This is a genomic window from Paenibacillus massiliensis 2301065 = DSM 16942, from assembly GCF_000377505.1.
Classification (GTDB): domain Bacteria; phylum Bacillota; class Bacilli; order Paenibacillales; family Paenibacillaceae; genus Paenibacillus; species Paenibacillus massiliensis.
This window is the reverse complement of sequence record NZ_KB898194.1, coordinates 188,185-202,461: the sequence shown is the minus strand read 5'-3', so window position 1 is coordinate 202,461 and position 14,277 is coordinate 188,185. Positions and strand designations below refer to the sequence as shown.

Sequence of the window (14,277 nt, the reverse complement as noted above, 5' to 3'; positions counted from 1 at the left end):
TCCACTCACTCCAACTCTGAAATTTGCAATCCGGCCATATCCACGAACCGCCCATAAGCATGTTCCCAGGCTTCAATGTCCCTAGGCTCATATTCCGTGACGGGGAAAGAATGACGGATCACACGACGCGCCTCCCAGATGTCGGAGAACACACCCTGTGCCATCCATTGTACCGCTAAATTGCCGATTGCGCTCCCCTCTGCCGGACCTGCCCATACGATTTTTCCAATCGAGTTCGCAGTCCACTGGCATAGCAGGGCATTGTGTATGCCACCGCCGACCATATGCAGACCATTGAAGCGCTGTCCCGACACCCTCTCCGTCAACTCTAGAATATAGCGATATTTCAAGGCCAGACTCTCCAAAATGCAGCGTACATAAGCTCCCGGTGTCTCTGGTGCAGCTTGCCCCGTCTGACTGCAGTACTGCTGAATGCGCGTGGTCATGCTACCCGCTGCCAGAAACAGATCATCATCCGGGTCGATCAAGGCAGCGAACGCAGGTGCCTGCTCCGCCAGCTGAACCAGCTCAGGGAAGGAATATACGCTCCCTTCACGATCCCACTCCCGTTTCAGCTCCTGCAAAATCCAGAGGCCCATAATATTCTTCAGCAAGCGGTAGGTGCGACCCACACCACCTTCATTGGTGAAATTATAGCGGAAGGCCGTCTCCGTAATCACTGGCTGCTCTACTTCCGTGCCCATGAGGGACCACGTGCCGCAGCTCAGATAGGCAAAGGAGCGTTCCAAAGCCGGCACAGCAGCTACCGCAGAGCCTGTATCATGCTCAGCTGCTGCAATGACTGGTATAGAGTCTATTCCCAGGTCACTTCCGATGCTGTGTCGCAACTGACCAGCGTCAGCTCCCGGGTCTACCACGGAGCCAAACCACGAATCAGGTATTCCCACCCGACCGAGCAGCTCTCGGTCCCAATCGCCTAGACGCGGATTGTAGAGCTGCGTGCTAGTTGCATTGGTGAACTCATTAAGCATCTCGCCCGTCAGGAAATACCGTAACAGATCCGGAATCATGAGAAAATGTGCAGCTTCATTAACCATTGGTGAACCTGCCTGCTGCATAGCCACCAGTTGATAGATGGTATTGAACGGCAGAAACTGAATCCCTGTCTTCTCAAAAATATACTCGGCACCCGCCTGAGAGCAGACCTGCTCCATCACTCCCTGCGTGTGGGGATCACGGTAATGATAGGGATTACCCAACAGTTCACCGCTCTTCCCGATCAGCCCAAAATCCACCGCCCAGGAATCAATGGCAAGACTCGCTGGCTGTACCCGCATATGCTTGGCCTTGAGTAATCCTTGTAGCAATTCGTGATACAGGCGCAATATATCCCAATGCAGACGGTCGCCGACCTTGACCGGGTCGTTGGAAAAGCGATGAATTTCCTCCACCTCGATGCGGTCGTCTGTCAGACGTCCGAGGATCGCTCGGCCGCTGCTTGCTCCCAGATCATAGGCGAGTACATTCACCAGCTGGCACCGCCCTTGCCTCTGACAGTAATCTGCTGGGCATAGTCACTAGACAAATACGCCTTCATTGGATCTGCAGGCAACCCCTGCTCCTCGCGAACAGCTCGCAGCAACGGTGCCACATCGAATTCGAAGGCTTGACGGACAGCATCCTCGGCTGCAAGCACGTCCCCGCGCTCCGCTGCTTCCACTACCTCTGCATGATTAATCAGCAGCGCCTTCGCATATTGAGTCTGTACGTTCAATACAGAACGAATCATGGCCGGAATCTTCTGTTCAATATTATGGGATTGGTCGATCATATAGGCAATATTGCTCACGGTATCCTGAATCGCCTGATCCGAATCTCCAGCTGCATCCAAAATCTGATAGAAGATCAGGAACAGCTCATACGGGTTGATCGCACCCACAATGAGGTCGTCATCAGCATATTTATAGCTGTTAAAATGGAATCCACCCAGACGCTGTTCATCAATCAGATAGGCTACGATATGCTCGATGTTCGCTCCCGGCAGGTGGTGACCTGTATCAACGAGCACCTGTGCCTGTGGTCCAAGCTTGAGCGCGTAGTTGAAGGCCATGCCCCAGTCAGCAATGTCTGTATGATAGAAGGCCGGCTCAAATGCCTTGTATTCGATCAGCATGCGCATCTGTGGAGTCAGTGCATTATACATGGTCTGGAGCGACTCCAGCATCCATTGCTTGCGCTTGCGAATATGCCCTTGCCCCGGATAATTCGTACCGTCCGCGAACCAAAGACTGATATCCCTGGACCCCGTCTCCTTGGCCACGTCTACACACTCCAGCAGATGCTCGGTGGCCTTCTTGCGAATCGCTGCATCCGCATTCGTCACGCTACCCAGCATGTAATCGTCTTCCTGGAACAAGTTCGGGTTGATCGCACCGATCTTGAGCCCCAGGCTCTCTGCATGACTGCGAAGCTGACCATAATCGTCGACTTTATCCCAAGGAATATGGATCGCTACTGAGGAACACAAGCCTGTTACCTTGTGTACCTGGGCCGCATCCTCCAGCTTCTCGAACGGATTGCGTGGCACCCCTGTCTTCTGGAATACCTTGAAGCGCGTCCCTGAATCTCCATAGCCCCATGATGGGGTCTCGATCTGCAGCTGCTTCAGCTTCTCCTTCACTACATCCAGCTGAACTCCTCTGGCCTGCTGTATTTCTTCAAATAGTTGATATGCCTTATCCGACATGCTGAAGTCCTCCTCTGATTATCGTTCTATATGACCTGGAGCAGCGGATGCAAGGAAATATTCGGAACTGATTTCGTGTAACCATGATCCGTAACGTCCTTCATTTCCATCCGCCACTCCTGCATGTGTATGGCTTGTGTATGGCACAACGATTCATTACTACATAATAATTCATCATTTTATGAATGCTCTGAGAATAGCTTGATCCCCGTAATCTTGAAGTTATCTCACCGCTCAGGACGTGACTTCCCGCTGTATCGACATGTTAGCGTGTAAATGCCGCTGGTACACCGCCGTCAATGGTCATCATGCAGCCCGTCGTCTTCGCTGCTTTGGAGGAAGCGAAGAAAGCAACGCCCTCTGCGATATCTCTTGGATAAATGTTGACCAGAAGCGTCGTACGTTTGCGATAGTGCTCCTCTAACTGGTCAGGCTCGATGCCATAGGCCGCAGCTCGTTCATTTCTCCAGTTGGAGTTCCAGATCGCGGAGCCTTGCAGAATCGCATCTGGCAGAATCGTGTTGACCCGAATGCCAAGTTCTCCACCTTCAGCTGCAATACAGCGTGCCAGATGTGCCTCCAGCGCTTTGGCAGAGCTGTAGGCAGTTACATTTTTGCCGGCAAATACGGAGTTTTTAGAGCCGATGAAGATCATGCTCCCGCCCAGCGCCTGCTCCTTCATAGTCTTGAAGGCCTCGCGTGCTACCAGGAAGTAGCCTGTACCGAGCACATTCATATTCAGGTTCCATTCTTTGAGAGATGTCTCATCAAATGGGCTGGAGGTGGCGAGTCCTGCATTGTTCACGAGGATATCCACACCGCCATAATGAAGTGCTGCTTCAGCATAGGCTGCTGTAACCTGCTCCTCATTCGTCACGTCCATCCGTACAGCCAGAGCACGATGCTCTCCAAATTGGGCGTTGATCTCGTCGGCAACCTTTTGAGCGCCCTCCAGGTTCAGGTCAGCCAGCACTACATGTGCGCCTTCCTCGACCAGGCGACGTGCCGTCTCACTACCGATTCCGCCTGCGCCGCCTGTGATCAGGGCCACCTTACGGGAGAATTCAGCTTCAGCCGGTGCCAGAGACAGCTTGTATAGCTCAAGCGGCCAATATTCCACGTTGTACGACTCATTCTCGCTCAGCGATACGAAATTACCGAGCGCCGTCGCACCACGCATCACCGCAATGGCCCGATGGTACAACGCTCCGCTGACCTTCGAGTTGCTCCAGTTCTTACCCGTATTGATCATGCCGATCCCCGGAATCAGAATGACGCGCGGAGCTGCCTCGAACATGACATCTCCTTCATGCTTGTTCCGCTCGAAGTAAGCCTTGTATTGCTCCTTGTATGCAGCAATCCCTTCGACCAACAGCTTTCTCAGACCTTCTACGTCGCTGGCATCTGGAGTCCAGTCAATGAACAGCGGCACGACCTTCGTATGCACCAGATGATCCGGACAAGCTGCTCCTACTTGCGACAGCTGCGGCGCATCCTTACCTGATACGAATTGCAGCACGTCGTCCGCATCGTCAAAGGTCAGCATCATCGTCTTCTCGTCGCTGACAGCTCCGCGAATGAATGGCATCAGGGCCGCAGCAATATGGCTACGCTCTTCCGCTGGCAGTGGCTTGCTCTTGGCTCCGCCGAAGAGTTGCTCCTCATTTACACGTGCCTCGATATACGCCTCAGCCTTGTTAATCATCTCGATCGTCTTGGCGTAGCTTTCCTCAGCCGTATCGCCCCAAGTAACCAGACCGTGCTTCTCCATCAACACAAGCTCTGCCTGCGGGTTATTCCGTACCCCTTGAGCGATCATCTTCGATAGTGTAAAGCCTGGACGGATGTAAGGCACCCATACAAAGCTATCTCCGAAAATCTCACGCGCGATCTCCTGGCCATTATCCGCACAGCACAAGCTGATGATCGCATCCGGATGTGTATGATCCACATGCTTGAACGGCAGGAACGCATGTAACAACGTCTCAATGGAAGCACGAGGATGCTTCGGATCTACCATGCAATTCGCCAGATACGCAACCATATCCTCATCAGACATTTCATCTAGCTCGTATAGCGGACGAACATCCTCCATCCGAAGCCCTGTGAAATTACCTTCTTTCATTGTAGCCAGATCAGAGCCGCTACCCTTCACATACATGACTTCGATATCGCGACCGCGGAAATCCTGAATTACCGTCTTACTGGAGGTATTGCCTCCACCCCAGTTACATACCCGGCGGTCTGTCCCCAGCAGATTGGAGCGGTATACCAGCTGTCCCAGTCCCTCCTGGATCCCAGATGCCTTCTGTGCGTCCCACAAACTCTGTACCATACCCATACCTCCGAATATTTTTATTTGTTAGCGTTATCATGAACTTAAAAAGACTATATCATCTTTGTTTGTCTTTGAAAACACAAATAAACAAAAATATTCAAAGTGATTTTATTCTCAAACTCAAAATAAAACCGTAACAAACCTCACTATGGTTCATTACGGTTTTATTTTTTTTCGTTTTCTCTGTTATTCACTTGGTTAATTACAGAATTTTACGAAACATTGCAATAACTTCATCCTTGGTAGGCGTAAAAGGATTTCCCGGTGCACAGGCATCCTTCATTGCATTGTCAGCCAGCAGCTCCAGATCGACTTCATTCACACCCAGCTCAGACAATGTGGCCGGAATGCCCACCTCTTGTGACAACTGCTTGATGGACTCAATGACATAATCCGCACACTCCTGATCCGTCCGCTCCTCAACATTCAGGCCTATCGCTCTTGCAATCCCGCGGAAGCGGTGTGGCACATGCTTGGCATTCTCCTCCTCCACATAGGGCAGCAGCATCGCATTGCACACCCCGTGAGGCAGATCATACACGCCGCCCAGCTGATGTGCCATCGCATGTACATAGCCAAGACCAGCATTATTGAACGCCATACCGCCGAGAAATACAGCATAGACCAGTTGCTCTCTCGCCTCCAGATCATGGCCATTCGCCACGGCACGCGGCAGGTACTGGAAGATGAGCTCCACGGCAGCCAGAGCCGTAGCATCTGTGACAGGATAAGCTCCTGGCGTGACCAGGGCTTCAACGGCATGCGTAAGCGCATCCATACCTGTTGCTGCTGTCAGATCCGCCGGCTTATCGACCATTAATTCCGGATCGTTGACCGAGATGGAGGCAAGGCTATTCTTGTCCACCATGACCATCTTGACTTTCCGTTCCTCATCCGTAATAACGTAGTTGATGGTGACCTCACTGGAGGTACCTGCTGTCGTATTCACCGCAATAATAGGGAGCGATTTATGCACGGATTTGTGAACGCCTTCATAATCTCTGATATGTCCACCATTCGTGGCAATGATTCCTATGGCCTTCGCTGTATCCTGTGGTGAGCCTCCACCAATGGAGATCAGCGAGTCGCAGCCTTGCGACTTCAGGAATTCAACACCATCATGCACATTTTTGCAGGTAGGATTGGGTCTTACATCACTATAGACTGCATAAGGAATAGCAGCTTCATCCAGAATCGTTAGTACCTTACCGGCAATGCCGCTCTTCAACAGAAATGCATCAGTAACTACCAGTGGCTTGGAGAGCTTCATCTCTTTGAGGCTAGGTCCAATCTCTTGCAGGCAACCTTTACCCATCACATTCACGGGCGGAACGTAAAACACATGCGTACTCATGGTCATCCTCCTCTGACACGATTGTAGGCCTTTGCGTATACAATGAGCCAATTCCCATCATAGACGGGCCCGTGCTGGATGACTGCGAACAAAATCATAGTCGGGTTAGCCATTCTGGGCTACTGTAAGTTGCCGACTCATACGCATTTCGGACAAGTGCACAGCGAAAAGATGCCTTAAATCTCGCTTTTTTTGGGTAAAGGCATAGGAGTGTCTCCGTCTACGGACATATACTATCCTGAGTATCCAAAGTCCGCATAACTTACCCGGAAGCAGGTGATTGACTTGGCGAAAAAGGGGAATTCCGGCAAGAAAGCAGCTCCTTCACAATCGAACGGCTTACAGTTCCTGGACGATCTTTCGGCGGATGACCTAGCCATTCTCGGCTCCTTTTTTGGCGTACTAAGCGACATGTTTGATCTGCTGTCCTTAATCAAAATCAAGTATAGTAACGAGAAAGGGCCTATTAATGCGGATCTGTATGACATCACGCTGCTGGACGAATGGAATAGAAGACGGCAACGTTGAACATAACCCCTTCATTTACGTGGGGGCTCACGGTGGACAAGCTTGTAGCGAGGCCTGGGGATGCGATTTGGAATTATTTATAATCCTGATATGTAAAATTTGATTCATTGGCTGAATATCTATAAACAATAAATTGCTTTTCGTCGAAAATGATAGTATGAATCGGAAAGGAGGCACACTGTAATGCATGAGCATGATCATGAGCACAATCATTCCGTACTGGATCATCCCCAGGCAGTCATCCTCAAGCTGGTTGATGAGACCATCGTATTCGGATGGTTACGACCGCTACCAGGAACGGATCAATGGATACTGTATGACGATCATAATATGTATCAACTATCCAATCAGGACATCAAGAGCGTTACCAAGGTTATCGTCTAAATGGTGGGATATTGCCGAAGCTGAGCCAGCGCTACTGCAGTCCCCGAATCAGCCCGAATATGGCAATCCATAATACAATGCTGATGAGGATTCCCCAAAACATACCTTTAAAAAGCTTCATCTCACCAGTCAACCTTTCCTGAAATTTATGCAATTATAGCACGAATTCCTCTTAAATCTAAAATGCCTGGCCCTGACCTTACGCATCATGGATCACACAGCCTTGCCAGTCGGGCCAAACATACTTCTGCTCTACGATACATACATATGGCAGCCACAGGGCCTACAGCTTGCTTAGGTCCTGCATCCACTTCCTCCCTCTAACTTTGCTGTTCTGCTTGTAAGCATGATTGCAAGTAGTCCATTGGCTCGGTCCGCAGCCTCTCACACACGCTCTCGTTTCTTTTTTTCGAAAATAAGAATATAAAAAAAATCACATTCCCATAAAAAAGTAATGAAAATTTTCCGAAAACATTGTATAATTAGTGACATAAAGATGAGAGACGGTTCGCTGTTCCGGGGGTTTTTACGGATTAACTAATTGAACGGAGGAATTCGATATGCCTACTATCGAGAAAGTGCAATATTTGAAATCATTACTTCCACGCGAGCAACAAGGAATTAGCCATTATGTGGAGCATGCTCTGGAATCCATTGATCAATTGGTAGAGGAGCACCGCAAATTTATCGCTGCCCAGGCACTATATGGAGAGAAAGTGGTCGGCCGCGAGGAGGAACTCTTCCGCACCACCATTTATGACATCAAGCAACAGCTGCTCGCTACGCTAGAGAAGACGGTAGAGGACTTCATGCATAAAGGCGACAAGAATTGGACCAACCATTACAAGGATGGCGTAGAGTAATCGTAGATCAGAGAGTAATCACATAGTAGCAACAGAGTCAACAAAAGCAGCATGGTGCCTATTCGGCCTCATGCTGCTTTTGTCATTGTATAGCCAGGAACAACTTCAGATAACACATGCTAATTACCTTGCCCTCTTAAAGATCGCACCACAAATGTATAATGCCGCTTATCCAGCCTACGTCCATCCTGCAGCACCACTTCGTTCGGTCCATGACTGCGTAGTCTGCACGCATAGGCCAGAATTCGATCTCCCTCCCAGATCGTCACGACCGATTGGAAATACACCGCATTATCAAATTGCAAGGATTCCTTCATGATATAACCCACCACATGCGGAGCCGCAACAGAAGGCAGACGACGTTCCTTTAACGGTGGGGCTGCCTGAATCGTCAGAATATCCTGAAAGGGGATCTGAAGCATACGCGGGGCAAGGACCACACTTTGCTGTGAATAATTAATATGCTCCAAGGTTCCCCGTAGCTTGCGCTTGCCCTCTGGTCCGCAGGACACAATGACATGGCGGCCGATCCAGTGGCGCATGTGCCCCCCTCCGTTCGTCATAGGTTCTGAAGCTCCCAGTTAATCGGTTGCTGCTGCTTGCTCAGCAGGAACTCATTCGTCCGCGAGAATGGACGGCTACCAAAGAATCCTCGATGTGCCGCGAAGGGACTGGGGTGACTGGATTTAATGACCAGATGCTTGCTCTCGTTAATGAATTCACCTTTTTTTTGTGCATGACTGCCCCATAAGATGAACACTATTGGCTCATCACGCTCATTGAGCGCTGCAATGACGGCATCGGTGAACTGCTCCCAGCCCATGCCTTGATGGGATTGAGGCTGTCCTTGGCGTACCGTGAGTACATTGTTCAGCAGCAATACGCCTTCTTCTGCCCATGGAATGAGATAGCCGTGGTCAGGAATAGGCAGATCAAGGTCCGACTGTAGCTCTTTATATATATTTTTCAGTGAAGGTGGTACTCTGACACCAGGCATAACCGAGAAGCTGAGTCCATGAGCCTGTCCTGGGCCGTGATATGGGTCCTGTCCCAGAATGACGGCTTTGGTACCCGAGAAGGAAGTAAGCTTAAGCGCAGAGAACAGATTCTCCTTGGACGGATATACCTGATGAAGCTTGTATTCTTTAGCGAGCGTATATCTCAGATCGTTAAAATAGGGTTTGTTTATTTCCTCATGCAATACCTCATCCCAATCGTTACCGAACACTTTCATTCTCCCCTAACCTGTTTAAAATCATGTACGTACGGGCTGTCCATGCGCTCCAGCAGGAGCCAAGCACAAAAGCCGACCCCGTGAGTCCGGAGCCGGCTTCGTTACTGGATACTCTCACAGGAAATACCGTTCAGCAAATAATCAATACTATACCATTTTTCGCCTGTACATACAACAGCACAAGACTATATACGGCCCAGTATCTCAATTCCCTGTCGAATCTGTTCATCCGAAGGTGTCGAGAAATTCAGACGGAAGGCATTGCAGGAAGCTGTCGCATCGACCAGGAAGGCGGTACCAGGCACGACTGCTACGCCTCGTTCAGCCGCTGTCTTGCAGTAGTCCAGCATGGAGATCCCGGACGGCAGCTCACACCAGAGGAAGAGCCCTCCATCTGGTCTCGTGTACGTGACAGACTGCTGCATGTGGGCTTCCAGACTCTGCTCCATCAGGTCGCACTTGCGGCGATAAATATCCCGTATATTGGCGATATGGCCTGCATAATCGTATTCTGTCATGAATTTATGAGCCAGAATCTGAGGAAGCATCGCTGTATGCACGTCCTCCCCCTGCTTGGCGACCACCATCTTGGAGACTACCTCATCTGGGGCCAACACATAGCCGACACGAAGACCTGCCGACAATATTTTGGAGAATGAGCCCACATAGATGACCAGTCCCTCCTCATCCATGGACTTGATAGTCGGAACATCCTCACCACGGAAGCGGAGCTCTCCGTATGGATTATCCTCCAGAATCATAACCCCGTAGCGTCGGGCCAGCTCATAGACCGCTTTGCGCTTTTCCAGTGATGTCGTGATACCCGTCGGATTCTGAAAGCTAGGGATCAGGTAGATGAGCTTGACATTCTTCTCGGTCTGAAGCGCCTGCTCCAGCAAGCCGATATGGATGCCATCGGTTTCCATAGGAACCCCTACCAGTCTCGCGCCAGAGGAACGAAATGTATTCAAGGACCCAATGAAGCTGGGACTTTCGCAAATAATGGTATCTCCCTCATTGCAGAATACTTTACAAGCGAGCTCAATACCCTGCTGCGCGCCGGAGACGATCATCAGCTCGTCCATGTCTTTACCGCTGGCAAATCGGGTGTGCAAATGATTCTTCAGGACGTCGCGCAAAGGCGCGTAGCCTTCTGTAATTCCATATTGCAGAGCAGCTACTGGCATTTCTTCCAGAATGGACTGTGTATAGGCCCGGATCGCCTCGACCGGGAAAGTCTCGGGTGCGGGATTACCCGCAGAGAACGGAATGACGTTCTGACCTGATGTGGCCTTGAGAATCTCGCGAATAATGGAGGGTTGCATAGCTGTGAAACGGTTGGAAAATGAATAATTCAATGGCTTCGTGCCTCCTGAGCATATGTAATGAAATTCCGCCCCTGTGTACGGCTAAAATTTATTATATTATACACCAAAGAAATTCACACCCAAGACTTCTCCCCACCGAGCTTGACATGTCCTATCTTTTCCATAAAAAAAGCCTTCCTAAGCACGTACAAAGCTCAGGAAAGCGTTCTATGATTTCAGCTATCTTTAGTAGCTATCTTTAGCAGCTATATTTAATAACTATCTCTAATAGCCACTTTAATTAGCTATCTCCTATTGGTGTTACCGCTGACCGTGTTGCCACTGCCACCCTCAACACTGACGGAAGTCCCTGAAGTATCGGTGATATTATCCACAATGCGATTATTGCTGGAGTTCGTCAGGCGAATGCCGAAGTTGCTGAAGCGGGAGTGCGTCTCCATCCGATTGCGGGAGATCTCATTCCCATTCGCGCCAGACAGACGAATTAGCTCGGGGCTGAGGGAAGCATCTGTCTGCTGAATAATGTTGCCCTTGATCGTATTGTCATTCGCCTCAATCAGCATCCCCTGAATACGAGAGTTCACAATCGTGTTATTCTCGAAGGTATTATTAGTTGCCCCTGTAAGTACGAAGATTCCGCGTGGATAGTTCACGATTCGATTATCTTTAATAATATTGTTCTCGCCACCATTTGGAATCCGAATGCCTCCATAGGTGTCTGATTGCTGTACACTGTTCACAATTTCATTATTCGTAACCGTAGCACGAGCTGCACGGGACAGATTGATTCCGCTACCACCGCTTGAGTTCGTAATCTTGTTACCTGTGATGGTCACATTTCTGAATTCACCCACAGGGAAGCTCTCATGTCCGGCTGCGATAGCATGTCCACTTGTGCGATCGAACACACTGTCCTGAATCGTTGAATCCTTGGTTCGACGAAGGAGAGCGCCTATTGTGGTGTCTCTGATCTCCATATTGGACAACGTCAAATTGCGGACATCCACATCCATGTTAATGCCCCCGACTTGTCCCAGACCACGAGCTGCACGGTTCGTGCGATCTCCATCAATCGTAAGCTTGGACACACTGACCTCCAGATTATTGGAGCCGGAGCGCAGTACCGGATTCCCCACCACGTAGCTGCTTACATTACCTGTCTTCTTAATAATCGTTCGCCCTATTCCATCCCCTACCAGATTCACACCAGCGTGGAAACGAAGACCGTTATCGACGTAATAGGTGCCTGCGGGAATATAGACCGTACCCTTTTGCCCCTTGTCATAGAAATGCTTCATCGCGGCGTGAAAAGCAGCCGACTGATCCTCCGTCACCCCCGCACGTGCCCCGAAGTCACGCACATTGACCTGCTCTGCTGCCTGAATCTCGCTTCCCGTTCCTGGCACATACCATGTAGCCGCCAACAGAGCTACACTTAATACGGCCATCCAACCTCGCCTCCAACGAATACCTGCCTTCATTTTGTGTCATCCCTCCATATTAGATTAATTCATTAGAAACCGCTTACATAGATAATTATAACAAATAATTAAATTTAGAACATTTATACAATTAATTATCACGGAGTTTATTACAAGCCACCTATTCTCATAGACAAATAGCAGTGCCCCTACATATAGGTGGCACTGCTATGATTTCTAATCTCATAGGCCTTGGTTGACTTTCCGCTTTTTATTTTGCCAGCATCGTCCGGTTTCTACCTTGGGATTTGGCCAAATACATAGCCTGGTCAGCCTTGTGTAGAAGCTGCTCAGCAGACGCAGCATCATCAGGGCAATGTGCTACACCGAGAGATATCGTAATTCGTGAAGGAATCGGCGCTGCACTGCTCTCGATGTCTTTACGAATGATCTCTGCCAGCTCGAAAGCTTCCTCCTTAGCGCAATCCGGCAGCAGCACGATGAATTCCTCTCCGCCAAATCGGAAACACGCATCTGTCGGACGTACATTGCTCAACACCTTATCACTCACATGCTTGAGCACTCGATCACCAACCAGATGACCATAGGTATCATTGATCGGCTTGAAACGATCCACATCGAGCAGAATCAGCGAGAAGGAAGTGCCCGCTTCCAGCCATTGCTGCATCATTTGCTCAAGGGATCTGCGGTTCAGTAGCCCGGTCAAGCCATCTGTAGCAGCATCCTGCGCAAGCTGGTCCTGTTGCTTCTGGATATCCGCGACAGCCAGAAATACCGCCTTCGTCAGTAGATCAGCCTCTCTGTTCCAGTGTGATTTGGCTTCAGGCAATACCACCCTTTCCTTGCCGAGCTTGCTCATTAAATCTGCAAGATACACGAAAGGACGGGCCAATTGACGCGCAATCAGAATGACACCGATGAGCAAAATCATGAATGGCAGACTAGACACCAGAATTTGGGTGTACAAGTTGTCCATAAGCTCTTTTTGGATTCGCTCCAGCGGGGATACCGCCACCACTCCCCAGCCATTCGAATCCACATAGGAGTAGCCAGCGATCATCTGCCGACCGAGATGGTCCACTGTGAGCTGACGTCCACTTTTGCCCTCTAGCAGACTTTGCACGACCTCCTCCTGGGCCAGATCCGAACCAATCACCTGCTTGTCTGGATGATACAAGACACGGCCATGAGCATCCACAATGTAATAATATGAACCGGAATCATCCACAGAATTGTTGCCAAAAATACTTGATAAAATATTGTCCTCCTGTAAATAAAGCGAACCTCCAACGAATCCGGTATAATTGCTATTTTGATCAAATAAGGGCTGGCTCATGAACACAATAAGTCTGTGCGAATTGGGTGTTACATAGGGAGAAGAAATATAGGGCCGCTGGGAAAGCAAAGCATCAAGTGCATATTTCGTGGTGAGATGCCCTCCGATCCTCTGGGGATTATATGGAGAGATTCCACGGATCTGCCCGTTCTCATCTATACGATACAGGGAATTGAAAAAGTTGCTGGAATTACGCATAAGATTCAGATAGTCAGCGAGCTGCTTGGCAGTCATGCCTTCCACATCCGTGAGTGAATTGGCACTATACTGCAGACTTTCCCTCATGGAGATGAACAAGGAATTCAATGTCTGGGCCTTGCCGCTGGCATTATTATAATTCAAGCGTAGGGTAGTCTCGATTAGCGAATTTTTCTTGGACACATAGGAGCCTGCCAGAAGGATCGTAGAGGTGAGTACTACGACAAGCGTCACAAGGCCGATTAGCAATGATGTGAGACTAAGCTTCTTGCGCTGGGGAAACATGGCCTTCATTGGACTAAACAAAAGACACCCTCCTAGGTTCGGGGAACCAACGTTTCATAAATCCATCATACAACAAAAAACGACAGTCATCGACCATTATACTTCCTGTGATGGCTATAAGGAGTAGAAAATTTCGAGGAATACAATGTCTTCCTCCAGTTATGCGGCTCTCTTGTCTGTATTCATGTTGGAATATGGAGGATGAAAAAGCTATAATGTTGTTCATATGCACAATACATATGTTGACAGTAGCTACTATTAGATGAACCAGTGGAGGGGG

At 49.5% G+C, this 14,277-nt stretch carries 12 protein-coding genes; 3 read left to right on the top strand and 9 right to left on the bottom strand.

Translation table 11 applies throughout. From position 1 onward, the window contains the following. Positions 1–5 precede the first annotated feature (5 nt). From D328_RS0120315 to D328_RS0120295, 4 genes are all read right to left on the bottom strand, one after another. The gene (locus tag D328_RS0120315) at positions 6–1,490 is read right to left on the bottom strand and encodes a rhamnulokinase (protein ID WP_018886878.1); all 1,485 of its coding nucleotides are present in this window, start codon (positions 1,488–1,490) and stop codon (positions 6–8) included. Beyond that, positions 1,487–2,707, bottom strand: coding sequence for an L-rhamnose isomerase (gene rhaI, locus D328_RS0120310; protein ID WP_018886877.1), 1,221 nt, complete (start codon positions 2,705–2,707; stop codon positions 1,487–1,489). Before rhaI ends, D328_RS0120315 begins: the two co-directional genes overlap by 4 nt. A 265-nt stretch (positions 2,708–2,972) precedes the next feature. Further along, a complete protein-coding gene (locus tag D328_RS0120300) occupies positions 2,973–5,042 on the bottom strand; it encodes a bifunctional rhamnulose-1-phosphate aldolase/short-chain dehydrogenase (RefSeq protein ID WP_018886876.1) in 2,070 nt (689 codons plus the stop codon). Between the two features lie 205 nt (positions 5,043–5,247). Further along, positions 5,248–6,399: an iron-containing alcohol dehydrogenase gene (locus tag D328_RS0120295; RefSeq protein WP_018886875.1), complete on the bottom strand. Its 1,152-nt coding sequence runs from the start codon at positions 6,397–6,399 to the stop codon at positions 5,248–5,250. Between the two features lie 285 nt (positions 6,400–6,684). Between D328_RS0120295 and D328_RS29460 the strand changes: the two genes are divergently transcribed. From D328_RS29460 to D328_RS0120275, 3 genes are all read left to right on the top strand, one after another. Next, positions 6,685–6,927, top strand: coding sequence for a hypothetical protein (locus tag D328_RS29460; protein ID WP_018886874.1), 243 nt, complete (start codon positions 6,685–6,687; stop codon positions 6,925–6,927). A gap of 183 nt (positions 6,928–7,110) precedes the next feature. Beyond that, complete coding sequence (locus D328_RS0120285) at positions 7,111–7,311, top strand: hypothetical protein (protein ID WP_018886873.1); 201 nt, start codon at positions 7,111–7,113, stop codon at positions 7,309–7,311. Between the two features lie 560 nt (positions 7,312–7,871). Next, complete coding sequence (locus D328_RS0120275) at positions 7,872–8,174, top strand: restriction endonuclease subunit S domain-containing protein (RefSeq protein ID WP_018886871.1); 303 nt, start codon at positions 7,872–7,874, stop codon at positions 8,172–8,174. A 119-nt stretch (positions 8,175–8,293) separates the two neighbouring features. Here the strand turns inward: D328_RS0120275 and D328_RS0120270 are convergent, their stop codons facing one another. The 5 genes from D328_RS0120270 to D328_RS0120250 form a co-directional block, all read right to left on the bottom strand. Then, a complete protein-coding gene (locus D328_RS0120270) occupies positions 8,294–8,737 on the bottom strand; it encodes a hypothetical protein (RefSeq protein WP_133567291.1) in 444 nt (147 codons plus the stop codon). Continuing rightward, on the bottom strand, positions 8,734–9,402 hold the full coding sequence (locus D328_RS0120265) for a uracil-DNA glycosylase (protein WP_018886869.1): 669 nt from the start codon (positions 9,400–9,402) through the stop codon (positions 8,734–8,736). Before D328_RS0120265 ends, D328_RS0120270 begins: the two co-directional genes overlap by 4 nt. 191 nt (positions 9,403–9,593) lie before the next feature. Then, positions 9,594–10,766, bottom strand: a complete 1,173-nt coding sequence (locus D328_RS0120260; RefSeq protein ID WP_018886868.1) for an aminotransferase-like domain-containing protein — start codon at positions 10,764–10,766, stop codon at positions 9,594–9,596. 254 nt (positions 10,767–11,020) lie between these two features. Continuing rightward, on the bottom strand, positions 11,021–12,184 hold the full coding sequence (locus tag D328_RS0120255) for a glycosyl hydrolase family 28-related protein (protein ID WP_018886867.1): 1,164 nt from the start codon (positions 12,182–12,184) through the stop codon (positions 11,021–11,023). Between the two features lie 244 nt (positions 12,185–12,428). After that, a complete protein-coding gene (locus D328_RS0120250) occupies positions 12,429–14,018 on the bottom strand; it encodes a sensor domain-containing diguanylate cyclase (RefSeq protein ID WP_018886866.1) in 1,590 nt (529 codons plus the stop codon). Positions 14,019–14,277 lie beyond the last annotated feature (259 nt).

Bases quoted from the DNA above. Each gene is read 5' to 3' on its own strand.
- rhaI (WP_018886877.1), bottom strand. From the start codon at position 2,707: ATGTCGGATAAGGCATATCAACTATTTGAAGAAATACAGCAGGCCAGA.
- D328_RS0120300 (WP_018886876.1), bottom strand. From the start codon at position 5,042: ATGGTACAGAGTTTGTGGGACGCACAGAAGGCATCTGGGATCCAGGAG.
- D328_RS0120295 (WP_018886875.1), bottom strand. From the start codon at position 6,399: ATGAGTACGCATGTGTTTTACGTTCCGCCCGTGAATGTGATGGGTAAA.
- D328_RS0120285 (WP_018886873.1), top strand. From the start codon at position 7,111: ATGCATGAGCATGATCATGAGCACAATCATTCCGTACTGGATCATCCC.
- D328_RS0120275 (WP_018886871.1), top strand. From the start codon at position 7,872: ATGCCTACTATCGAGAAAGTGCAATATTTGAAATCATTACTTCCACGC.
- D328_RS0120270 (WP_133567291.1), bottom strand. From the start codon at position 8,737: ATGACGAACGGAGGGGGGCACATGCGCCACTGGATCGGCCGCCATGTC.
- D328_RS0120255 (WP_018886867.1), bottom strand. From the start codon at position 12,184: ATGGCCGTATTAAGTGTAGCTCTGTTGGCGGCTACATGGTATGTGCCA.